This window comes from Mesorhizobium sp. P2_E7, from assembly GCF_056403855.1.
Map to the genome: position 1 here is coordinate 184787 of NZ_JBFUER010000006.1, position 23786 is coordinate 208572.

16 protein-coding genes and 1 tRNA gene are annotated in these 23786 nt (G+C 63.0%); 4 read left to right on the plus strand and 13 right to left on the minus strand.

Features of this window, described 5'->3' with window-relative positions; translation table 11 throughout:
* Entirely contained in the window at nt 1-1521 is a 1521-nt protein-coding gene (locus AC1DYC_RS26520) for a phosphomannomutase/phosphoglucomutase (protein ID WP_477410688.1), read from the minus strand.
* Nucleotides 1522-1721: 200 nt separating this feature from the next.
* On the opposite strand from AC1DYC_RS26520, the gene AC1DYC_RS26525 reads away from it, so the two are divergent.
* Both AC1DYC_RS26525 and AC1DYC_RS26530 read left to right on the plus strand, forming a co-directional pair.
* A tRNA-Pro gene (locus AC1DYC_RS26525) sits at nt 1722-1798 on the plus strand.
* A gap of 176 nt (nt 1799-1974) precedes the next feature.
* Nucleotides 1975-2307 (plus strand): hypothetical protein, encoded by a 333-nt coding sequence (locus AC1DYC_RS26530; RefSeq protein ID WP_477410689.1) that lies wholly within the window; start codon nt 1975-1977, stop codon nt 2305-2307.
* 1 nt (nt 2308) lies between these two features.
* On the opposite strand, the gene AC1DYC_RS26535 is transcribed toward AC1DYC_RS26530, so the two are convergent.
* The 5 genes from AC1DYC_RS26535 to AC1DYC_RS26555 all read right to left on the minus strand — a co-directional run bounded on the left by AC1DYC_RS26535 (nt 2309) and on the right by AC1DYC_RS26555 (nt 8148).
* Nucleotides 2309-2626, minus strand: a complete 318-nt coding sequence (locus tag AC1DYC_RS26535; RefSeq protein WP_477410690.1) for a hypothetical protein — start codon at nt 2624-2626, stop codon at nt 2309-2311.
* 75 nt (nt 2627-2701) lie between these two features.
* A complete protein-coding gene (locus AC1DYC_RS26540; RefSeq protein ID WP_477410691.1) occupies nt 2702-4321 on the minus strand; it encodes an ABC transporter ATP-binding protein in 1620 nt (539 codons plus the stop codon).
* 16 nt (nt 4322-4337) lie between these two features.
* Nucleotides 4338-5465: an ABC transporter permease gene (locus tag AC1DYC_RS26545; RefSeq protein ID WP_477410692.1), complete on the minus strand. Its 1128-nt coding sequence runs from the start codon at nt 5463-5465 to the stop codon at nt 4338-4340.
* Nucleotides 5458-6381, minus strand: coding sequence for an ABC transporter permease subunit (locus AC1DYC_RS26550; RefSeq protein WP_477302560.1), 924 nt, complete (start codon nt 6379-6381; stop codon nt 5458-5460). Before AC1DYC_RS26550 ends, AC1DYC_RS26545 begins: the two co-directional genes overlap by 8 nt.
* A 174-nt stretch (nt 6382-6555) precedes the next feature.
* Entirely contained in the window at nt 6556-8148 is a 1593-nt protein-coding gene (locus AC1DYC_RS26555; protein WP_477302938.1) for a peptide ABC transporter substrate-binding protein, read from the minus strand.
* A gap of 373 nt (nt 8149-8521) precedes the next feature.
* On the opposite strand from AC1DYC_RS26555, the gene AC1DYC_RS26560 reads away from it, so the two are divergent.
* Together AC1DYC_RS26560 and AC1DYC_RS26565 are read left to right on the plus strand one after the other, a co-directional pair.
* Nucleotides 8522-8887 carry a TadE/TadG family type IV pilus assembly protein gene (locus tag AC1DYC_RS26560; protein WP_477410693.1) on the plus strand — a complete coding sequence of 122 codons (366 nt, stop codon included), beginning with the start codon at nt 8522-8524 and terminating at the stop codon, nt 8885-8887.
* Nucleotides 8887-10653, plus strand: a complete 1767-nt coding sequence (locus AC1DYC_RS26565) for a pilus assembly protein TadG-related protein (RefSeq protein WP_477410694.1) — start codon at nt 8887-8889, stop codon at nt 10651-10653. The genes AC1DYC_RS26560 and AC1DYC_RS26565 overlap by 1 nt, the downstream gene beginning before the upstream one ends.
* Before the next feature lie 92 nt (nt 10654-10745).
* On the opposite strand, the gene bglA is transcribed toward AC1DYC_RS26565, so the two are convergent.
* The 7 genes from bglA to AC1DYC_RS26600 form a co-directional block, all read right to left on the minus strand.
* Nucleotides 10746-12395 (minus strand): beta-galactosidase BglA, encoded by a 1650-nt coding sequence (gene bglA, locus AC1DYC_RS26570; RefSeq protein WP_477410695.1) that lies wholly within the window; start codon nt 12393-12395, stop codon nt 10746-10748.
* Nucleotides 12395-14395, minus strand: a complete 2001-nt coding sequence (glgX, locus tag AC1DYC_RS26575) for a glycogen debranching protein GlgX (protein ID WP_477410696.1) — start codon at nt 14393-14395, stop codon at nt 12395-12397. The genes bglA and glgX overlap by 1 nt, the downstream gene beginning before the upstream one ends.
* Nucleotides 14396-14567: 172 nt before the next feature.
* Nucleotides 14568-16196: an alpha-D-glucose phosphate-specific phosphoglucomutase gene (locus tag AC1DYC_RS26580; protein WP_477410697.1), complete on the minus strand. Its 1629-nt coding sequence runs from the start codon at nt 16194-16196 to the stop codon at nt 14568-14570.
* Nucleotides 16197-16199: 3 nt separating this feature from the next.
* Nucleotides 16200-17645 carry a glycogen synthase GlgA gene (gene glgA, locus AC1DYC_RS26585; protein ID WP_477410698.1) on the minus strand — a complete coding sequence of 482 codons (1446 nt, stop codon included), beginning with the start codon at nt 17643-17645 and terminating at the stop codon, nt 16200-16202.
* 18 nt (nt 17646-17663) lie between these two features.
* Nucleotides 17664-18929 carry a glucose-1-phosphate adenylyltransferase gene (gene glgC / locus AC1DYC_RS26590; RefSeq protein ID WP_112564064.1) on the minus strand — a complete coding sequence of 422 codons (1266 nt, stop codon included), beginning with the start codon at nt 18927-18929 and terminating at the stop codon, nt 17664-17666.
* 35 nt (nt 18930-18964) lie between these two features.
* A complete protein-coding gene (glgB, locus tag AC1DYC_RS26595; protein ID WP_477410699.1) occupies nt 18965-21178 on the minus strand; it encodes a 1,4-alpha-glucan branching protein GlgB in 2214 nt (737 codons plus the stop codon).
* A gap of 58 nt (nt 21179-21236) precedes the next feature.
* The gene (locus AC1DYC_RS26600; protein WP_477410700.1) at nt 21237-23699 is read right to left on the minus strand and encodes a glycogen/starch/alpha-glucan phosphorylase; all 2463 of its coding nucleotides are present in this window, start codon (nt 23697-23699) and stop codon (nt 21237-21239) included.
* Nucleotides 23700-23786 lie beyond the last annotated feature (87 nt).

Below are 23786 nucleotides of genomic sequence, written 5' to 3' on the forward strand. Positions count from 1 at the left end.
CTAAAAGGTCTGGTTGTAGGCGCCGACTTCGGGGCTACGGCGCAGCACGGCATTGACGGCTTCGAACATCTGCCAGCGGCGCTCGGAGGATACCGGGCTCTCCACCACCACGACAAGCGACGGCTCGTTCGACGAGGCACGCACCAGGCCCCAGGTGCCGTCCTCGGCCACGATACGCACGCCATTGACGGTGATGAGGTCGGCGATCTTCTGGCCGGCGAAGACGGCGTCGTCCTTCTTCATGGCCTGAAAGTCGGAAACCACCCGTTCGACAACGCTGTATTTCACATCGTCCGGGCAGTGCGGCGACATGGTCGGCGTGCCGAAGGTCAGTGGCAGGTCGTGGTAGAGATCGGCCATCGATCTGCCGGGGCTGCGATCCAGCATTTGGCAGATGGCAATCGCCGTGACGATGCCATCGTCATAGCCGCGCCCGACCGGCGGATTGAAGAAGAAGTGGCCTGACTTTTCGAAGCCGGCGATGGCACCGAGTTCGGCCACACGGCGCTTGATGTAGGAGTGGCCGGTCTTCCAGTAGTCGGTGACGGCGCCATTTTCCCGCAGCACGCTGTCGGTGTTGAACAATCCGGTCGACTTGACGTCGACGACGAAGGTCGAGCCCGGGTGGAGCCGCGAAATATCCCGCGCGAGCATGACGCCGACTTTGTCGGCGAAGATCTCATCGCCTTCATTGTCGACGACGCCGCAGCGGTCGCCGTCGCCATCGAAGCCGAGGCCGACATCGGCTCCGGCTTCCAGCACCTTGTCGCGGATGGCGTGCAGCATCCGCATGTCTTCGGGATTGGGATTGTAGCGCGGGAAGGTGTGATCGAGATCGACATCGAGTGGGATGACCTCGCAGCCGATCCGCGCCAGCGCTTCTGGCGCAAAAGCGCCGGCGGTGCCGTTGCCACAGGCGACGACCACCTTCAGCGGTCTCGAGATGCGCTTGCCCGCAGTCAGATCGTCGAGATAGGTCTCGCGGAACCCCGAAACGAAATCATAGGAGCCGCCGCCGACAAGGTCGAAGTCGCCGGCCAGCACGATTTTCTTCAGCGTACCCATCTCCTCGGGACCAAAGGTCAAGGGGCGCGCCGCGCCCATCTTGACGCCGGTCCAGCCGTTCTCGTTGTGGGAGGCCGTGACCATGGCCACCGACTGGGTCTCGAGCGCGAACTGGGCGAAATAGGCCATCGGCGACAGCGCCAGGCCGACATCCCTGACACGCGCGCCGGCGGCCATCAGCCCGGAAACAAGCGCCAGCTTGATCGACAGCGAATAAGACCGGAAATCATGTCCGGTGACGATGTCTGGTCCGGCACCAAGGCGGCGGATCAGCGTGCCGAGCCCCATGCCGAGCGCCTGGACGCCGATAAGGTTGAGCTGAGGCGGCACTTCCGAGGCCGGATGGCCGAACCACCAGCGGGCGTCATATTCGCGAAACCCGGACGGCTTTATCAGCGCCGAGGTTTCAAACTCGAAGGTGTTAGGCCGGGCGTCGCCTACGATTTTCAGGGGCAAGACAGCAGAGCTCCGGATGGCGAAAATACGATTTATCGAGGCTGCTCCATAGCACGCAAGGCTTTAAGCCGGGTTTATCCCGGGCGGGAAATCCAAGCTTTGTGGCAATGCCCGACGAAAGCGAATGAAATGCGACAGAAGCGCTGTCATTGCCGCTTGCAGGAACGAAGTACGGCGGCTATAAGCCCGCGGTCTGGTCACGGAGTGTAGCGCAGCCTGGTAGCGCACCTCGTTCGGGACGAGGGGGTCGCAGGTTCAAATCCTGCCACTCCGACCAGAAAAAACAGACACTTAGGTGTCCGTTTCTCCCGACACCCCACAAGATACCTCAAAGGCAAAAACGGCCGCATCGGCATCCGGTGTCGGCATGGTATTTTGACGCGACAACCATCTGCGCTACCTCGATAATAGGACTGCCGCCGAAACAGCGGCCGGGAACGAGGTGTGCGGAAGATGAAGTTGTTGATTTCGAGCGCAGGCCGGCTGTCAGCGCTGCTTGTTCTGTCGCTCGCGGTAGGTTGCTCATCGCTGGGTGGTACGGTCAACGCGGCGAAATACGACAGCATGACATGCGCCGAGCTCAACACTGCCGTCGGCGATACCGCGCGCGAAATCTCTCAAACCGCCATCACCCGCGGCAAGGTCACCAAAACCAGCCTGCCGAACTGGCTGCTCGGCGGCGCACGCGTGAAGACCGCTGTCGCCAACCGGGAGACGGCCAGGATCGAAAAGCTGAAACAACAACAGCAAGCAATTGTCGCGGTGAGAGAGCGTAGGTGCAGCTAGCTTAGTCGCCCAGCCAGGCCCAGACCTTCCGGCCAGCGTCTCGCCCTGCTTCGACGAAAGCGTTCCGGGAAGAGTCGATCGGGTCATGCTCGATGGCTTTCAGGACTATCTTGATCCGGAGAATCGGGCCCGGCTCCTGCGTTAGGATCTCGTCAAAGAGGCCGTCGAGGAAGGATTCAATATAGCCGGACGACAGAGCGACCTCATCGCCGATGAAATCCACCACTCCGAAGTTTTCCGATGGCTCGACGGCAATGACAGCCCTAGCAAAATCCCACTTCGGGCCGAGATGCTTGTCCCGTTCTCCGACGATTTCCATACTCGACGGGACGCCTAGGGCCGGTCCCGGGTGACGGGAACCTTTCCAGCGAGATAGATAATCAGTCACCGCCCCCTACGCACTCAACCTGAAGCGCGTCACATCGATCGCTGCAGCCATCAGCGTCTGCGTGTAGGCGGCCTGCGGGTTGCTGAAGATGTCTTCGGTCGGGCCTTCCTCGACGATCTTGCCCTGTTTCATCACGATGATGTAGTCGGCCATGGCGCGCACGACGGCGAGATCGTGGCTGATGAAGAGGTAGGACAGTTCGTGGTCGGCCTGTAGCTTGCGCAGCAATTCGACAATCTGTTTCTGCACCGAGCGGTCGAGCGCCGAGGTCGGCTCGTCCAGCACCACCAGTTTGGGTTTCAGGATCATGGCGCGCGCAATGGCGATGCGCTGGCGCTGGCCGCCGGAGAATTCGTGCGGGTAGCGGTTGCGCGCGTTGGGATCGAGGCCGACCTCGAGCAACGCCTCGATCGCGCGCTGATCGCGTTGCTTGCCTGACAGGTTCGGCTCATGCACCAGAAGCCCTTCGGTGATGACCTGGCCGACGGTCATGCGCGGCGACAGCGAACCGAACGGATCCTGGAAGACGAGTTGCATCTCGCGGCGCAGCGGCCGCATCGCCTGGCGGTCGGCGGTGGAGATGTCGCGGTCGCCGAAGCGGATCACGCCGTCGCTGGGCAGCAGCCTGAGCAGCGCGCGGCCGAGCGTCGATTTTCCGGAACCGGATTCGCCGACGATGCCGATGGTCTGGTTGCGCTTCAGCCGGATCGAAATGTGGTCGACGGCGCGTAGCAGCAGCGGATCACCGGCGAGGAAGCCGCCGCCGATCTTGAAGGTCACCTCGACATTGCGGCCCTCGAGCAGTACCGGCGCATTGGCCGGCGGCGGTGACTTGGTGCCGGTCGGCTCGGCGGCCAGCAGCATCTTCGTATAGGCATGCTGCGGATTGGCGAACAGCGCTTCGGCCTCGCCTTCCTCGACCACCTCGCCATAGCGCATGACATAGACGCGGTCGGCAAAGCGCCGGACGATGCCGAGATCATGGGTGATGAAGACGATGGCCATGCCGAGCTTGCGCTGCAGTTCGGCCAGCAGCACCAGGATCTGCGCCTGGATGGTGACATCGAGCGCCGTCGTCGGTTCGTCGGCGATCAGGATGTCGGGGTCGTTGGCGAGCGCCATGGCGATCATGACGCGCTGGCGCTGGCCGCCCGACATTTCGTGCGGATAGGATTTCATCCGCCGCTCGGGATCGGGAATATGCACCAGCCTGAGCAGCTTGAGCGCCTCCTCGCGCGCCTCGGCCGCGTTCAGCCCGCGATGCTTGCGAATTGGCTCGATCAGCTGGTTGCCGATCGAATAGAGCGGATCGAGCGAGGTCATCGGCTCCTGGAAGATCATGCTGATCTTGGCGCCCCGCACCTTGTTGAGGTCGGACTTGCTCAGCGTCAACAGGTTGCGGCCGCGATAGTCGACGTGACCCGTCGCCTCGCCGTTGGAAGCCAGCAGGCTCATCGCCGCCATCATCGTCTGGCTCTTGCCGGAGCCGGATTCGCCGACCACGGCGACGGTTTCGCCGGCATTGACGTGGATGTTGATGCCCTTGACGGCTTCGACCGCCCCGTCGAGCGTGCGAAAGCGGACGCGCAGGTCCTTGACGCTGAGGATCGTTTCGGGAGTTTTCATCTCGGCGGTCCCCATATTATCGGTCTCTCGGGTCGAGCGCGTCGCGCAAGCCGTCACCGACGAAATTCAGCGCAAACAGCGTCGAGACGAGGAAGAAGGCGGGGAACAGGAGCAGCCAGTTGGCGGTGCCGATGTTCTTGGCGCCGACCGATATCAGCACGCCCCAGCTGGTCATCGGCTCCTGCACGCCAAGGCCGAGGAAGGACAGGAAGCTTTCCAGAATGATGACTTGCGGCACCAGCAGCGTCATGTAGATCACCACGGGTCCGAGCAGATTGGGGATGACATGGCGGATCAGGATGCCGCGCTGGCCGACGCCCATGGCTTCGGCAGCCTGGACATATTCCTGGCGGCGTATCGACAGCGCCTGGCCGCGCACGATGCGCGCCATGTCGAGCCACAGCACCGCCCCGACAGCCAGGAACATCAGCACGAAATTGCGGCCAAAGAACACCACCAGCATGATGACGAAGAAGATGAACGGCAGCGAATAGAGCACGTCGACGATGCGCATCATCACCTCGTCGATCTTGCCGCCGGAAAAGCCGGCCGCCGCCCCGTAAAGGACGCCGATGACCACGGCGACAACGCCGGCAAGCAGGCCGATGGCCAGCGAAATGCGCCCTGCCATCAGCGTGCGGGACAACAGGTCGCGGCCGGTGTTGTCGGTGCCGAACAGGAAATACTGCTGTTTGACCGACGCGGTCATCGTCACTTCGAGGCCGTCAGCCGACTTGCTCTCTATCTTGGTATCGTCGAAGGCATCGGAGCGGTCAAGATAGCGGATGTTGCGCTCATCGATCGGTTTGGTCGAGGTAACGGTGACGGTGACGCGATCGCCCTCCTGCTTCCACTCCTTGATGTCGACGCGCATGCGCTTGATTGCATCCTTGAGCGACGTCTCGATCATGTCGGCCTTCGGATAGGGGCTGAAGCTTGGCGGCGTGCGCACATAGTCGGCGTAGATGGTGGTGTATTGATGCGGCACGAACCAGGGGCCAAACACGCTGATGACACCGATGAAGGCCAGATAATAGAGGCTGAACATGGCTGCGCGGTTGGCCTTGAGGCGCGCCCAGGCATCGCCCCAGAGTGAGCGGCCGACGACGGCGGGCGGAGCGGCGGTGGCTGCAATGTCAGTCATAGCGCACCCTCGGATCGACGACCGCGTACATGACGTCGACGATCAGGTTGAAGACGATGGTGAAGAGCGCGATCACCACCACGGTCCCCATCACCAGCGTGTAGTCGCGGTTTAGCGCGGCATCGACGAAATAGCGGCCGACGCCGGGAATGGAGAAGATCGTCTCGACGATGACCGAACCGGTAAGCAGCGCCGCGGCCGCCGGACCGGTGAAGGAAACGATCGGCAGAATGGCGCCGCGCAGTGCGTGCTTGACCACCACCGACCAGTCGGACAGGCCGAGCGCACGCGCCGTGCGGATATGGTGGGAACGCAAGCTCTCGATCATCGAGCCGCGCATCAGGCGGGCAACGATGGCGATCTGCGGCAAAGCGAGCGTCAGCACCGGGCCGACCTTGTTGATCAGTGCGCCATCACCCCAGCCGCCGATCGGCAACAGCTTCCAGGTCAATCCGAAGGCAAGCTGGATGATCGGGGCGATGACGAAGGTGGGGATGGTACTGCCGGCGGTCGCCAGCGCGATCACCGTATAGTCGCCAAGCTTGTTCTGGTTGAGCGCGGCAATGGTGCCGAGCACCGAACCCAGCAGAAGCGCCAGGATCAGTGCGGAGGTGCCGAGCTGGACTGAAATCGGCAAGCCCTTGGCGAAGAGTTCGGTGACGGTGAAGTCAGGCAAATTATAGCTCGGCCCGAAATTGCCGCGCAGCAGGTTGCCGAGATAGTGGGCATATTGCAGCCAGAGCGGATCGTCGAGGCCGAACTGGGCTTCCAGATTGGCCCTGATCTCGGGACTGAGGCCCCGCTCCTGATTAAAGGGGCCGCCCGGTGCGACGCGTATCAGGAAAAACGCCATGGTCACGATGACGAATAGCGTCGGTATGGCGGTCAGAAGCCGCCGTAAGATATATCGCAGCATAAGCGCCCCGCTTCGGCCAGAGCGACACGCGTCCGTGCGGACGCATAACCACGCTCCGGCGCCAAATCTTCGCACCGGGCTTGCCGAAAATCGACCACGACTTTCGGACCGGTGCGATGACCGACCAGCCCGCCGCGCCCGGATGAGGCGCGGCGGTCCAGTCAAGGATGACTATCAGTCCTTGGAGACGAAGCGGGACGGATGGATGTCCATCACATTGTCATCGAAGCCATGCAGCTTCGAGGAAACGATGTCGTGGAAGCTGTAGTAGAGAAGCGGAATGTTACCGACGTCGTCGACGAGGATGCGCTCGGCCTCAGTGAGGTCCTTCATGCGCTCTTCCGGCTTGCCGCCGGCAGCCGCGGCCTTGTCCATGGCCGCTTCATATGCCGGGCTGACGTAGCTCGAGTAGTTGTTTCCGCTGGCCTTGCGTGTGATGCCGAGGAAGGTCTCGGGATCCTTGTAGTCGGCGATCCAGGCGGCGCGCGCCACGTCGTAGTTGCCCTTCTGCTCAAGGAAGGAATAGTGGGTCTTGGTATCGGTGTTGAGCAGCGTGATCTCGACGCCAAGCGGCTTCAGCTGTTCCTGGATGGCAACCGCGGTGTTCTTGTGGTTTTCCGAGGTGTTGTAGCGGATCTCCATCTTCAGCGGATGCTCGGGCGTATAGCCGAGTTTCTCGAGGATCTTCTTGGCGGCGTCCTCGCGGTCGATCTGCGACATGTCGGCATATTTGGCCATTGCCGGCGTGTAGCCCGCGATGCCTGGAGGGACCATCGAATAGCCGGGAAGCATCGAGTTCTGCCAGACTTTCTCGGCGAGGAAGTCGCGGTCGATCGCCATCGATATGGCGTTGCGCAGCTCGACATTGTCCCACGGCGCCTTATCGGTCTTGATCGCATAGTAGTAGGTTCCGAGATACGGTCCGACTCGGACCTGATCGCCGAACTTGGTCTTGAGGTCAGCGAGCTGTTCGGTCGGCAGGTCGCCGTAGCTGTCGAGTTCGCCGGCCTCGAAGCGCTTCATCGCCGACGAGCGGTCTTCGGTCGGGATGTAGTTGACGACGTCCATCTTGACGGTCGCGGCGTCCCAGAATTTCGGATTCTTGACCAGCTTCATGTGGTCGTTGGGAATCCACTCGGCCAGCGTATAGGCGCCGTTCGAAACCAGATTGCCCGCCTTGATCCAGTCGGCGCCGAGTTTGTCGATCGAGGCCTTGTTGACCGGATAGGTAGCCTGGTGGGTCAGCATTTCGAGGAAGTATGGCGTCGGCGCCTTCAGCGTCACTTCCAGGGTGTTGGCGTCGATCGCCTTGACGCCCATATCCTCGGGCTTGCCTTTCTTGGTGTTGACTTCCTCGGCGTTCTTCACCGGATAAAGCATGGAAGCGTATTCAGCGGCGGTCGCCGGATCCTCCAGCCGACGGAAGGAGTAGACGAAGTCGTCTGCCGTCACCGGGCTGCCATCCGACCACAAGCCGTCCTTGCGCAGCTTGAAGGTGTAGACGGTGCCGTCATCCGATACGGTCCAACTTTCGGCGGCGCCCGGAATGAGGTTCGTCTTCTGATCGTGCATGACCAGTCCCTGGAACAGGTCGCGTATGATATCGGCTTCGTAGACCGTCGAGGTCTTGTGCGGATCGACCGTCTCCGCTTCGGCGGCGCTGCCTCTGTTGTAGACGGTCTCGGCAAGGGCCGGCGTCAGGAACGTGCCTGCAGCAAAGGTCATGGTCGTGGCGACCAGCGTCGCCTTCAGCATATTTTTCAGCATCATGAAGTCTCTCCCTGTGGCGCTGCCCAGCGGCTCGCGCCTTCGAGTGTTGACGCCCCGGAACCGATTTCTGGCCCCTTTTGAGCGCGCCGCCGGTTCCCGTCCGGCAGCTGGTGGCAGGAGACTAGACAGACGGAAATATTATTTCAACCGCCCGCTGCTTGACGTTGAGTGAGCAGTCTTTCGCTAAAGTAGGATCAGCTAAAATTCAGACGCTTTTCAACTGGCTGCACCTTGCGGTTGCTTTATCGGTTTTCTGTTTTTGCTACCGGGGTTTGGCATACTCAGCAGTATGCTGCAGAACCCAAAAATCCGCGCTTTATCGTGTCGTTTCCGGGTGAACGCCTCGGGGACCTCGGCGATCGAATTTGCCATGCTGGCGCCGTTGTTTATCCTGCTTCTGCTCGGCATGGTTGCATATGGCATCTATTTCGGCGCCAGCCACTCGGTACAGCAAATCGCGGCGGATGCGGCGCGAACGGCGATTGCGGGACTGAACGCCACTGAACGCAAGACGCTGGTGACCAATTTCATCAACAACGATGTCAACGGTTATCCCTTCGTCGATGGCACGAAGCTGACGGTCGACGCCAAGGACAGCGTCGCCGATGGCAGTCAGTTCGTGGTCTCGGTCAGCTACGACGCACGGAATTTGCCGATCTGGAATCTGTTCCCCAATCTGCCTATGCCGGGCATGACCATTCACCGGCAATCGACGATCCGGGTCGGGGGCATCTGATGCGTAGTGCCGTGGCTGGAATGCGGCAGATATGCCGGCGGCTGCTGCGCGACAAGCGGGCCAATTTCGCCGTCATGACGGCGCTCAGCGCGCCCTTCGCACTGGTGCTGACGGCGTTCGCCGTCGACCAGGGTGCGCTGTTCAACGAGCGCCGAGCCGCGCAGTCGATCGTCGACCTGGCGGCGATCACCGCCGCGGCCAATCTCAACAACGCCGAAACGGCGGTGCTGACGACGCTGAGCGACAATGGCATCAGCTCCGTTACCGTGCAGAAAAGCGGGACAACCATCGCGCCGACAGCCACCAAGGCGGTGGTCCAGATTGTACCCGGGCGCTACACCGGCTTGAGCTCCATCGCCACCGGCAGCCGGTTCGAGGCGAACAAGCTGCCCTACAACGCCGTGCGCGTCTTCCTGACGAAGCAGGGCACGCTCTATTTCGGCGCCTCGCTCATGGCCCCGCCGGTCATCGGCACGACGGCCACCGCAAACGCCCAGGCGCAGGCGACCTTTTCGGTCGGCTCGAGGCTGCTCAGCGTCAATGGCGGGCTGCTCAACGCGCTCCTTAAGGGGCTGGTGGGCGGCAACATCTCGCTCAGCGTGATGGACTATAATTCCCTGATCGCCGCCGACATCAACGTGCTTTCCTTCGTCGATGCGCTTGCGGTTCAGTTGAACATGACTGGCGTGTCCTATTCGGATGTGCTGGCTTCAAAGGCAAGCATCGGCCAGATCGCCACCGCCATGGCCAATGTTCCGGGGTTGGACAACACCGCCAAACTGGCCTTGCAGTCGGTGGCCTCGAAGGCCACCAGCACGGTCCAGATTCCGCTCAGCCACCTTGTCGACCTCGGCACGGTCGGGCGCCTGGCTCTTGGGCAAAAGCCGTCGGGGCTGGGTGTCGATGCCAGCGCCATGGGCATGCTGACGGCCGCAGCCTCGCTTGCCAACGGTACCAACCAGGCCCAGCTCGACCTGGGCGTCACCGTGCCTGGGCTCACCGCCACGACGCTCGACGTCGCCATTGGCGAACCGATGCAATCTTCGCCATGGCTGGCTGTCGGCGAGGCCGGCACCGTAGTGCGCACCGCGCAGACACGCATCAAGCTTCTGGCGTCAGTTACGGTCGGCAACAGCAATATCGGTGGCGGCACCAGCCTGCTCTCCGTTACCCTGCCGCTGCACATCGAAATCGCCTATGCGGAGGCCAAGCTGACGGACATAAGCTGTCCGAAGGGTCCTGACAGCATCAAGGTCACCATCGCCGCGCGTCCCGGTGTGGTCGAGGCGCATCTCGCGGCCAGCAGCGCCGACGGCAATGCCGGCGCCTTCGCCGACTTCACCAAACCGCAATCCTTCTACAACACCGAGATCGCGGCGGTGAGGCTGCTGCTCGTCCCGCTCTTGTCGGTGAAGGGCTCTGCGGCGTTTGCGATGACCAACATGAATTCGACAAACCTGGTCTTCAACTATAGCGACATCGCCGCCAAGACGATCAAGACCGTGTCAACGCAGAACCTGACGCAGTCGCTGACCACCTCGCTGGTCAACGATCTGTCGCTTACGGCCAACGTGCTGGGCCTGCCGATCAACCTCAACGCCCTGCTTGGAACGGTGAAGCCGGCCGTGGTGGCGCTGCTGAACAGCGTGACAGCGCCGGTCGACACACTGGTCTACAATGTGCTCGCAGCGCTCGGCGTGAGCGTTGGCCAGGCCGATGTCCGGGTCACCGGCGCGACCTGCGGCCGCTCCGTTCTGGTGCAATAAGGTGACCCCTTTGTCCTGACGCAATTCCTCAGGGAAGCGCTGCGCGCTTTTCCCGGGAAAACCGCTTCACTTTTCCTGGAATTGCTCTAGCGCTAGCCGGCTCGTCCGACAAACCAGCCCAGCGCCGGTAGCGAAAGCCCCTCCTCCTGCAGGACCGCACCGTCACCCGAAGCGATCGCCACGACAGACCCGAAATCCGGCGGCTTTGGCCAGTCGGCCGACTCGTCGGCGAAATTGAAGACGCAGAGCAATGTCTCGCCCTCGCCCTGCCTGATGAAGGCAAGGACATCGCCGTCGGTATCGAGAAAGCGGATCGACCCCTCGACCAGGGCCGGATGCGCCTTGCGCAGGGACAGTATCGTCCGGTAGCCAGCGAGCACGGAGTTTTCGTCGCCATTCTGGATGTCGGCCGCTTGGGCGCGGTGGCTTGCCGGCACCGGCAGCCAGGGTTTTCCGGAGGAAAAACCGGCATTGTCGGCGCCCGCCTCCCAGACCATCGGCGTGCGGCAACCGTCCCTGCCCTTGACCGTAGGCCAGAAGCGAATGCCGACGGGATCGCGCAGAACCTCGAAGGTCAGTTCCGCTTCCTGCAGCCCGAGTTCCTCGCCCTGGTAAAGGCAGATCGATCCGCGCAGGCATGAGAGAAGAGCAATCGAGAATTTCGCCACCGCATTTGGATCGCCGTCCGGCCGCGTCCAACGACTGACGTGGCGGACGACATCGTGATTGGAGAACGCCCAGCAGACCCAGCCGTCGGCAACCGCTGCCTCGAAGGCCTCGACGCAGCCACGCACATGAGCAGGCGAGAATTGCGACCCAAGCAGATCGAACGTGTAGCACATGTTGAGCTTGTCGCCGCCGGAGGTGTAGGCGGCGAGCGTCTGCAGCGAGCGGCCTTCGTCGCCGACCTCGCCGACGCTGGCGCGGCCGCCATACTCGTCGAGCAGCGCGCGAAAGCGCCTGAGGAAATCGAGGTTTTCCGGCTGCGTCTTGTCGAACAGATGTTCCTGGAAAAGATAGGTGTTGGTTTCGCCATTGGTGCCGGCGACGCTCGACGCCAAAGGCGGATTGCTGCGCAACCAGCGGTCATGGACATAGTAGTTGACCGTGTCCAGACGAAATCCGTCGACGCCGCGGTCGAGCCAGAACCGCACCGTCTCCAGCAGCGCGTCCTGGACCTCCGGATTGTGGAAATTGAGGTCCGGCTGCGAGGCCAGGAAATTGTGCATGTAGTACTGCCGGCGGGTGGCGTCCCATTCCCAGGCCGGGCCACCGAAAACCGACAGCCAGTTGTTGGGCGCGTTGCCGTCGGGCCTGGTGTCGGCCCAGACGTACCAGTCGGCTTTGTCATTGTCCCTGCTGGCACGGCTTTCGACGAACCATTCGTGCTTGTCGGAGGAGTGCGACAGCACCTGGTCGATGATCACCTTCAGGCCGAGCCGGTGCGCCTCGGCCACCAGCGCGTCGAAATCCTCCAAGGTGCCGAACATCGGATCGACAGCCTGATAGTCGGAGACGTCGTAACCCATGTCGGCCATCGGCGACTTGAAGAAAGGCGACAGCCAGACGGCGTCGACGCCAAGCGAGGCCACGTGCGCCAGCCGCGATGTGATGCCTGAGAGGTCACCGCTGCCGTCGCCGGTCGTGTCCTGGAAGGAGCGCGGATAGATCTGGTAGATGACGCAGCCGCGCCACCAGTCGGCGCTCTGTTCAGGTCCCGGCTGGGCATTGTCGTCGGCCATCACGGACCCTTCCTGGCGCGGCCCTTTGCGGTCCGGCGCTCGATCATGAAATTCACGCTACGGCCGGGCAGCGGGCGTGCAAGGTCGATCGCCGGCATTTCGATCGCCGGCTGCCACTGAAACCCTTCCCGCACGGGCAGCGTGAAGACGCATTGGCGGCGGTCGCCATTGACGATGACGGCAAGGCGCCCGTCCCCGCTGTCGGCGAGCAGCATGACGAGGCGATGGCGCGAGGCATCGTTCCAGTCGGCCTCAGTGAGCGGCGCCCCGGTCTCGGTCAGCCAGGCGACATCGGGCACATCCAAACTGCCTTGCGGCTCTCCAGTCAGGAAGCGTGGATCGCCGAGCGCCGGCATTGCGCGGCGGAGTGCCGCGAGCGCCGACACATGGGCTTCCAGTGCGGGGTCGCGTCCCGCCCAGTCGAGCCAGGTGATGGCATTGTCCTGCGCGTAGGCATTGTTGTTGCCCCTTTGCGTGCGGCCGAATTCGTCGCCCGCGGTCAGCATGATGGTGCCGCGCGAGGCAAACAAGGTCGCGAGCAGCGCCCGGCGGTCACTGGTACGAGCCTCGGCAATCGCCTTGTCGGAGGTCTCGCCCTCGACGCCATTGTTCCAGGACAGGTTCTCATTGTGGCCGTCGCGGTTCTTCTCGCCATTGGCCTGGTTGTGTTTGGCCTCATAGGCGACGATGTCGGCCAGCGTCATGCCGTCATGCGCGGCGATGAAATTGACAGTGCGGCTGGCCGGTTGACCCTCCCTGCCGAACACGTCCGACGAACCGGCGAGCCTGGTCGCCAGCGCGCCGACCGCGCCGGCATCGCCGCGCCAGAAGCGCCTGACGTCGTCGCGGTAGCGGTCGTTCCATTCGAGGTATGGCGGGCGGAAATTGCCGAGCTGGTAGCCGTTCGGGCCGATGTCCCAGGGCTCGGCGATGAGGACCCTGTCGGCAAGGATGGGATCGGTTGCGATGGCCCCGAGCAGTGGCGCGGCGGGATCGAACGCGCCATCGACGCGGCCGAGAACCGGCGCCAGGTCGAAGCGGAAACCGTCGACGCCGGCTTGGCGGACAAAATGGCGAAGTGTGTCGAGCACCGTCTCCTGAACAACAGGATGGTCACAGGCGACGGTGTTGCCGGTGCCGGTGTCGTTGGCCAGCCTGCCACCCGCCTCGTGCCGGTAGTAGGCGTTGGCATCGAGGCCACGCAGCGACAGCGTCGGCCCGAGCCGGTCGCTCTCACCGGTGTGGTTGAAGACAAGATCGAGGATGGTGCCGATGCCGGCCTTGCGCAGGGCCGCTACCGTATCACGCAATTCGGCGAGGCCGCCCGGCGCCAGGCGCGGATCAAGCGCCATGAAGGTCACGGGGTTGTAGCCCCAGGCATTGCTCAAGCCGAGCGGCGGCAGATGCCGCTCGTCGATCGAAGCGGTGATGGGCATCAGCTCGACAGCCGAGACGCCGATCTTCTTGAGGTGCTCGATGATGGCTGGATGCGCAAGCGCTGCAATGGTGCCGCGCTGCGCTTCTGGCACGTCCGGGTGCAGCCTGGTGAAGGAGCGGACGTTGAGCTCGTAGATCAGGCCGCCGGGCGCAAACAGCGGCGCCTTGGCCGGTAGCGGCTTGGGTGGCGCACTCGCAATGGTTTTCGGCATCAGCGACGCGGTATCGGCGCCTTCATTGCGCCGCGCCGCAAGTCGCCAGTGGTGCCGATAGGGCCTGTCGATTTCGACGGCGTATGGATCTGTCAGCAGTTTCTCTGGATCGAACCACAGCCCGCGCTCCGGCGCGTAGTCGCCATCGGCGCGAAAGCCGTAGCGGGTGCCGGCGGCGAGGCCGCTGACTAACAACGCATGCACGCCCTCGCCTTCGGGCTGTAGGTCAAGCCGGTCGGTCTCGCGGGAGCCAGCGTCGTCGAAGATCGATACCCAGAGACGCCGCGCCGACGACGACCAGGCGGCGAAGCGTATGCCATCGCGAGTGATGGTTGCGCCGAGCTGGGTCATGCAGTCTCCCCCTTCTCCCCTTGTGGGAGAAGGTGTCGCCGAAGGCGACGGATGAGGGGTGTTCCAGCTTGGCGAGGGCGGCGATCCTTCGCGCACCCCTCATCCGTCTCGGCGCTGCGCGCCGATCCACCTTTTCCCACAAGGGGAGAAGGAAGGGCGCGCACCGCCACCCTCAAGTAATCACGCTCGGCTTGTTGCGTCCGGTGTGGCTCTTGATGCCGGCAATATCATCCGCTGCGGCAATCAGATCCGCGAGCGCCTCTTGCGTGTCGAGATCGTGCCGCGCCCTGTCAGGCTCGTAGCGCTCGATGTAGACGCGCAGCGTCGCTCCGGAAGTGCCGGTGCCGGAGAGGCGGAAGACGACGCGAGAGCCGCCTTCGAACAGTATCCGGATGCCCTGGTTCTTGCTCACCGAACCGTCGACCGGATCGTGATAGGCGAAATCGTCGGCACTGGCGATCTTCATGCCGCGCACGCTGGTGCCGGGCAGCGAGCCAAGCTTGGCGCGGAGTTCGTCGACCAGGGCATTGGCGCGCTCAGTCTCGACCTCTTCATAGTCGTGGCGCGAATAATAGTTGCGGCCATAGGTCGCCCAGTGTTCGGTGACCACCTGCTTGGCGCTTTCGCCGCGCACGGCCAAAATGTTGAGCCACAACAGCACCGCCCACAACCCGTCTTTTTCGCGGACATGGTTGGAGCCGGTGCCGGCACTTTCCTCGCCACAGATCGTTGCCATGCCGGCATCGAGAAGATTGCCGAAGAACTTCCAGCCGGTCGGTGTCTCATAGATGCCGATGCCGAGCTTTTCGGCGACGCGGTCGGCCGCGCCGCTGGTCGGCATCGAGCGGGCGATGCCTTTGAGACCATCCTTGTAGCCCGGCGCCAGCTGCGCGTTGGCGGCCAGCATCGCCACCGAGTCCGACGGGGTGACGAAAATGCCCTTGCCGATGATCAGGTTGCGGTCGCCGTCGCCGTCTGAGGCGGCGCCGAAATCGGGTGCGTCAGGTCCCATCATCTCGTCATAGAGATGTTTTGCGTGGACCAGGTTCGGATCGGGATGATGGCCGCCGAAATCCGGCAGCGGCTTGTAGTTGCGGCAGGTGCCGTTCTCCGCGCCGAGCCGGCGTTCGAGGATCTCCTTGGCATAGGGGCCGGTGACCGCATGCATGGCATCGAAGCGCATGCGAAAGCCGTATTTGAAATTGGCGCGGATGGCGTCGAAATCGAACAGGCTTTCCATCAGCTCGGCATAGTCGGTGACCGGATCGATCACCTCGACCGTCATGCCGCCGGCCGTCACGGTGCCGATCTTGTCGATGTCGATCTCGGCGATATCGGCAGTCTTGAAGCTCGAAATCGTCTTGGTCTTTTCGAAGATCGCGTCGGTCAGCTTTTCCGGCGCCGGGCCGCCATTGCCGGCATTGTACTTGATGCCGAAATCCTCATGCGGGCCGCCCGGATTGTGACTGGCCGACAGGATGATGCCGCCGAAGGTCTTGTATTTGCGGATGACATGCGAGGCCGCCGGCGTCGACAAAATGCCGCCCTGCCCGACCATGACCTTGCCGAAGCCGTTGGCCGCGGCCATGGCGATCGCTTTCTGGATGACCTCGCGGTTGTAGAAGCGGCCGTCGCCGCCGATCACCAGCGTCTTGCCCTTGAAACCGTCCAGCGCGTCGAAGATCGACTGGATGAAATTCTCGGCATAGTGCTCCTGCTGGAAGACAGGCACCTTCTTGCGCAGGCCGGACGTGCCGGGTTTCTGGTCAAGATAGGGTTTGGTGGCGACGGTCCGGATCATGCTTCAGGCAACCCTTTTCGAAAGCAACAGGCGGTAGAGTTCAACGTATTTGTCGGCGCTCTTGTCCCAAGAGACATCAGCCTTCATGCCCTGGCGCTGGATCTGTTCCCAGACAGCCGGGCTCGAATGCGCATCGACCAGCCGGCGGATGGCGTGCAGCATGGCGCCGCCATTGTTGGGCGCGAACTGGAAGCCGGTGGCGACACCTGCCGAAATCGCTGCCTCGTTGGCGTCGATGATGGTGTCGGCAAGGCCGCCGGTGCGGGCAACGACCGGCACGCAGCCATAGCGCAGGCCATAGAGCTGGGTCAGCCCGCAAGGCTCGAAGCGCGACGGGATGACGATGGCGTCACAGCCGCCCTGCATGATGTGGGACAGTCCCTCGTCGTAGCCGACGACGACGCCGACGCGGCCGCGATGGCGAGCGGCAGCGGCGAGCAGCGCACCTTCGAGGCCGGCATCGCCGGAGCCGAGGATCGCCAGCCGCGCGCCGGTGGCGACGACGCCGTCGACCACCGCTGCCAGTATGTCCATGCCCTTTTGCCAGGTCAGCCGGCTGATGACGCAGACGATCGGGCTGTCATCGTGCTCCAGATTGAAACGGTCCTCGACAACGGCCCGGTTGGGAAGCCGGGCCTTCAGCGTCTGCGCGGAATAGGCCGACACCAGATGCTTGTCGGTCTCGGGGTTCCAGATGTCGACGTCGATGCCGTTGACGATGCCGTAGAGGTCCGAGGATCGCATGTTGATCAGGCCGTCGAGGCCCATGCCGAATTCCGGCGAGCGGATCTCCTGGGCATAGGTCGGGCTCACCGTGGTGATCGCCCAGGCAGCCTGCAGGCCGGCCTTGAGGAAGCCGACGCCGCCATAATACTCGACGCCGTCGAGCGCCATCGCCACCGCCGGCAGGCCGAGCTCGCCAAAAATGCCGGCGCCGAACTGGCCCTGGAAGGCAAGGTTGTGAACGGTGATCAGCGACGGCACGCCGACCGCCTTGCCGTAGCGCATATAGGCCAGCGTCATCGCCGACTGCCAGTCATGTGCATGCACCAAATCCGGCTGGTAACCGGAGATGGCGCCGCCGGCGATGTCGCCGCCGACCTGGCTCAACGCCGCGAAGCGCCGCCAGTTGTCGGGCCAGTCGGCGCCGGCCGCATTGCCGTAGGGGCCACCGGGACGGTCGTAGAGATGCGGCGCGTCGAGCACGAACAGGTCGAGCCCGGCAATCTTCACGACATGGACCGAAGCCTTGCCGCCCTGCAGCAGCGGGTACTGGTAGACGGCCTTCTTTTTCTTGAAGGCGTCCATCACCTGCGGAAAGCCGGGGATGAGCGTGCGCATCGTCACGCCCTTGGCGGCAAGTGCGATCGGCAATGCGCCGGTCACGTCGGCCAGTCCGCCGGTCTTGATCAGCGGGAAGATCTCGGGCGTGACCGACAGAACCTGCATGCGTCTATCGTCCTGTCTTTACAGCTTCAGCTTGTCGATCATGTCCTGCGTGACCAGGCAGATACCTTTTTCCGAGACGCGGAAACGCTTGGCGTCGAGAGCCGGGTCTTCGCCAACCACCAAGCCTTCCGGTATCCTTACACCGTGGTCGATGACGACGCGCTTCAACTTTGCGTTCCGGCCGACATGAACGTCGGGCAGCATGACGACTTCTTCCAGCGTCGAATAGGAGTTGATGCGCGCGCCGGTGAAGATCAGGCTGCGCTTGAGCGAAGCGCCCGAGACGATGCAGTCGCCCGAGACCAGCGAGGAGACGGCCGAACCGCGCCGGCCGTCCTCGTCATGCACGAACTTTGCCGGCGGCTTCAATTCGGCGTAGGTCCAGATCGGCCAATCGCGGTCGTAGAGGTCGAGTTCGGGGGTAATATCGGTCAGGTCGATATTGGCTTCCCAATAGGCGTCGACGGTGCCGACATCGCGCCAATAGGCCTCGTTCTCCGCCGTCGAGCGGACGCAGGATTTGGCGAAGCGGTGCGCGATCGCCTTACCGTGCTGGACGATGTAGGGGATGATGTCCTTGCCGAAATCGCGGCTGGAGCCCGGTTCGGCGGCATCGCGGCGCAACTGCTCCATCAGGAACTTGGTCTTGAAGACATAGATGCCCATCGAGGCGAGCGCGAATTCCGGCTTGTCGGGAATGCCGGGCGGATCGGCGGGCTTCTCGACGAAGGCGATGATGTTGTCCTTGCCATCGACATGCATGACGCCGAAGCCGGTCGCTTCCATGCGCGGCACTTCGAGGCAGCCGACGGTGACGTCGGCATTGGCGTCGACGTGCTGGCGCAGCATCAGCTCGTAGTCCATCTTGTAGATATGGTCGCCGGCGAGGATGACCATGTATTCGGGGCCATAGGCCTCGATGATGTCGATGTTCTGGTAGACGGCGTCGGCCGTGCCTTCATACCACTGGGTTTCCGAGACGCGCTGCGAGGCCGGCAGGATGTCGAAGCTTTCGTTTCGCTCAGGCCGCAGGAAGTTCCAGCCGCGCTGCAGGTGGCGGATCAGCGAATGCGCCTTGTACTGGGTGGCGACACCGAGGCGGCGAATGCCGGAATTCAGCGCATTGGACAGCGCGAAATCGATGATGCGCGTCTTGCCGCCGAAATAGACCGCGGGCTTGGCGCGCCGGTCGGTCAGTTCCTTGAGCCGGCTGCCGCGGCCGCCGGCCAGCACATAGGCCATGGCATCGCGCGCCAGCGGCTGGGTTCTCTTCAAGTCTGCCATTTTTACCCTCCCAAATTACCAGTCTGGAGCATCGCTCAGTCGCCAACTAATTCCAGCATGATCGTCGACAGCGGCGGCAAAAGCATCGTCGCCGAAATGCCTCCTCCCTCCGCCCTGGCTTCGACCACGCCGCCATTGCCCTTGCCTGAACCACCATAGTCCGAAGCGTCGGTGTTGATGATTTCACGCCATTTGCCGACCTTGGGCAACGGCACGCGATAATTGTCGCGCGGCACCGGCGTGAAGTTGGAAATGACAGCGATCGGGTTGCCGTCGGGCGCACTGCGCAGCCAGGCGAAGACCGAGTTTTCCTTGTCGTCGACGATCAGCCAGGAAAAGCCGTCCGGCTCGCAGTCGCGCGCATGCAGCGCCGGGCGCGAGCGGTAGAGATAGTTGAGGTCGCGCACCGTCTGCCAGACGCCGCGATGCGGGCGGAAGTCGAGCAGGTTCCAGTCGAGCGCGCGCGCCTCGCTCCACTCGCGGCGCTGGGCGAACTCCTGGCCCATGAACAACAGCTTCTTGCCGGGATAGCCCCACATGAAGGCGTAAAAGGCACGCAAAGTCGCAAACTTCTGCCAGTCGTCGCCGGCCATCTTGCCAAGCAGCGTGCCTTTGCCGTGGACGACCTCGTCATGGGAGAGCGGCAGCACGAAATTCTCTGAAAAGGCGTAGGTCAGGCCGAAGGTCAGGTCGTTGTGGTGGTGCTTGCGGAAGATCGGCTCCTTGGCGAAATACTCCAGCGTGTCGTGCATGAAGCCCATGTTCCACTTGAAGCCGAAGCCCAGCCCGCCCTCATGCACCGGTGCCGAGACCTTCGGCCATGAGGTCGATTCCTCGGCGATGGTCATCACGCCGGGATGATGGCCGTAGAGTTCCTTGTTCATTTTCTGCAGAAAGGACACCGCCTCGAGGTTTTCGCGGCCGCCCTTTTCGTTGGGGATCCATTCGCCGGCCTTGCGCGAATAATCGAGGTAGAGCATCGAGGCGACTGCATCGACGCGCAAACCGTCGACATGGTATTTCTCAGCCCAGAACAGCGCATTGTTGACCAGGAACGACACCACCTCGCGGCGGCCGAAATTGTAGATCGCGGTGTTCCAGTCGGGATGAAAACCCTTGCGCGGATCGGCATGCTCATAAAGTGCGGTGCCGTCGAAATTGGCCAGGCCATGAGCGTCGACCGGGAAATGCGCCGGCACCCAGTCGAGGATGACGCCGACACCGGCGCGATGCGCACCGTCGACGAAACGGGCAAAGCCGTCCGGGTCACCGAAGCGCGCCGAGGGGGCATAAAGTCCGGTTGTTTGATAACCCCAGGACGGGTCATAGGGATGTTCGGAAATCGGCAGGAATTCGATGTGGGTGAAGCCGGTTTCGACGGCATAGGGGATCAACTGGTCGGCAAGTTCATCCCATGACAGGAAGCTGCCGTCATCGTGTTGCTGCCACGAGCCGGCATGGACCTCGTAGATCGAGATGGCTTCGCGCCTGGGATCGGCCTTGCGCCAGTAACTGCGATGGGAATCGTCGCCCCACTCATGCGCCGGCGGCACCGCCGTCACCGAAGCGGTGGCCGGGCGCAGCTCTGACTTGAAGGCGAACGGATCGGACTTGAGCGGCAGGCGCACGCCATCGGGGGCGATGATCTCGTATTTGTAGGGGTGGCCGGCGCCGATATCGGGAATGAACAGTTCCCAGATGCCGGTGTCGCGGCGGTCGCGCATCGTGTGCCGGCGGCCGTCCCATTCGTTGAAGTCGCCGACCACCGAGACGCGTCGCGCATTGGGCGCCCAGACGGCGAAATGCACGCCGGAGGCGCCTTCATGGTCGATGAGATGGGCGCCGAGCTTGTCGAACAGCCTGAGGTGCGATCCTTGCGCGATATAGTAGTCATCCATCGGGCCGAGCACCGGGCCGAAGGAATAGGGATCGGTCAGCCACCAGTCGCCGCCGGCATTTTTGGCGTGATAGCGCAGCGGCTGGCGTTTGCGGATCGATACCTTGCCCTCGAAGAAACCGGCATCGTCGCGGCGTGAGAGTTCGCCGACCTCCTTGCCGGTCAGCGTATAGGCGGTGACGAACTCGGCATTGGGCACGAAGCAGCGGGCAGCGAAGCCCTTGCCGGCTTCATGCACACCCAGAACCGCGAAGGGATCGCCGTGCGTGCCGGCAACAATCGCCGCGACATCGCCGGCTGGCGCCAGCCCGTCCGGCCCGCTTGTCGCAGCGGTCACGCGCGGTTTCCTCATCAGCCGATTTCCCTCCCGGGGAGTTGGGCCACGTTGTTCGCGGCCTCATGCAATCATATCAGGCGGGCACGTTCCAGATTTCTTTCGCATATTGGCGGATCGTGCGATCGGAAGAGAACCAGCCGACGCGGGCGACGTTGCGGATGGCGCGTGCGTACCAGTCGGGACTGTTGCGCCAGACGGCGTCGACATCGCGCTGGGCAGCGGCATAAGCGTCGAAATCCGCCGCAACCATGAACCAGTCGGTGTTGTAGAGACCGTCGACCAACTCGCGGTAGCGATCCGGCTGGTCGGGCGAGAACACGCCCGACGAGACGGCGGCGACAGCCTGCGCCAGTTCCGGCGATCCTTCGATCACCGCGCGCGGGTTGTAGCCATTGTTGCGCCGCTCGGCGACTTCGGCCGTGGTCAGGCCGAAGATGAAGATGTTGTCGTCGCCGACGCACTCCTTGATCTCGACATTGGCGCCGTCGAGCGTGCCGATGGTCAAGGCGCCGTTCAGCGCGAACTTCATGTTGCCGGTGCCCGACGCTTCCATGCCGGCGGTCGAGATCTGCTCGGAAAGGTCGGCGGCCGGCATCAGCACCTCGGCCAGGCTGACATTGTAGTTCGGCACGAACACCACTTTCAGCAGGCCGCGAACCGACGGATCGCTGTTGATGACCTTGGCGACGTCGTTGGCGAGTTTGATGATCAGCTTGGCATTGTGATAGCTGGGCGCCGCCTTGCCGCCGAAGAATTTGACGCGCGGCATCCAGTCTTTCTCGGGGTGCGAGCGGATCTGGTCGTAAAGAGCGATGGCTTCCAGGATGTTGAGCAGCTGGCGCTTGTATTCGTGGATGCGCTTGACCTGGATGTCGAACAGCGCCGACGGATCAAGCTTGATGCCGAGCCGATCCGCGACCAGATTGGCGAGCTTGACCTTGTTGGAGCGCTTGACGGCGGCGAACTTGTCGCGGAACGCGGCGTCGCCGGCAAAGGCGTCGAGCCCCTTGATGGCGTCGATATCGTCGAGGAAGCGGTCGCCGATCGCTTCACGGGTGAGCGCAGTGAGGCCTGGATTGCACTGGATCAGCCAGCGCCGCGGCGTAATGCCGTTGGTCTTGTTGTTGATGCGGTCGGGATAGAGCTTGTGGAGATCTGCAAACACCGTCTCCTTCATCAGCTCTGTATGCAGCGCCGACACGCCGTTGATCGAGTGAGAGCCGACAAAGGCGAGATTGCCCATGCGCACGCGACGGTCGCCGGCTTCCTGGATCAGCGAGATGCGGCTGATCTGCTCGTTGGAGAACTGGTTGGTGGCGCGCGCCTCGAGCAGCACCTGCGCATTGATGGCGTAGACGATCTGCATGTGGCGCGGCAAAAGCCGCTCGAACAGCGGCACCGGCCAGCTTTCCAGCGCCTCGGGCAGCAGCGTGTGGTTGGTGTAGCCGAAGGTGCGCTTGGTGATGTCCCATGCCTGGTCGAAATCCATGCCGTGGACGTCCATCAGCAGGCGCATCAGCTCCGGCACGGCAATCGCCGGATGGGTGTCGTTGAGATGGATCGCCGCCTTGTCGGGCAACGAGACAAGATCGCCATACTGGCTGAGATGGCGCTGGACGATGTCCTGCAGCGAGGCGGTGGAGAAGAAATACTCCTGCCGCAGCCGCAGTTCCTGGCCGGCCTTGTGAGAGTCGGCGGGGTAGAGCACGCGCGACAGCGCATCGGCCTTGTTGCTTTCGGCCAGCGCGCCGATGTGGTCGCCGGCGTTGAACTTGTCGAGCAGGATCGGATCGATCGGCATGCCGGACCATAGCCTGAGCGTGTTGACCCGGTTGGCCCGCCAGCCAACCACCGGCGTGTCGTAGGCTACGGCCTGGACGTGCTCGGTCGGCTTCCAGACGTGGCGTTCGAGCCGTCCGTCCTTGGAGGTGATCGATTCCACCGAGCCGCCGAAGCCGACCTCGAAGGCACGTTCGCGCCGTTCGAACTCCCAGGGATTGCCGTGGTCGAGCCAGGTCTCTGGCAGTTCGACCTGCCAGCCGTCATGGATTTCCTGGCGGAACATGCCATTGGCGTAGCGGATGCCGTAGCCGTGAGCGGGAATGTCGACGGTGGCCATGCTTTCCATGAAGCAGGCGGCGAGCCGGCCGAGACCGCCATTGCCGAGCGCTGCGTCCGGCTCGAGCCCCGCGATGAGGTCGAGGTCGACGCCCAACGACTTCAGCGCCTCGCGCATATTGTCCATCAGGCCGAGATTGGAGAAGGCATCGCGCATCAGCCGGCCGATGAGGAATTCGAGCGACAAGTAATAGACGCGCTTTTCCTGCTGGGCGTAGGCCTCCTGCGTTGCCTGCATCCAGTGATCGACGATGCGGTCTCGCACGACCTTGATCGAGGCTGTCAGCCAATCATATTGGGTGGCGACGTTGGTGCCCTTGCCGACCCGGTATTTAAGGGCCGACAGCACCTCGTCGGCGAGCGTCTTGGGATCGGGGATTTCGAGAACAGGGGCTTTGGCTGTCATTGTTCGCGTCATACTGCCTCTCGTGATCGTGCTGCGATCATACCGGCTTTCGCTCTCAGTCCCAGCCCATCCTAGTGCATCGCAACATACATTCAATCG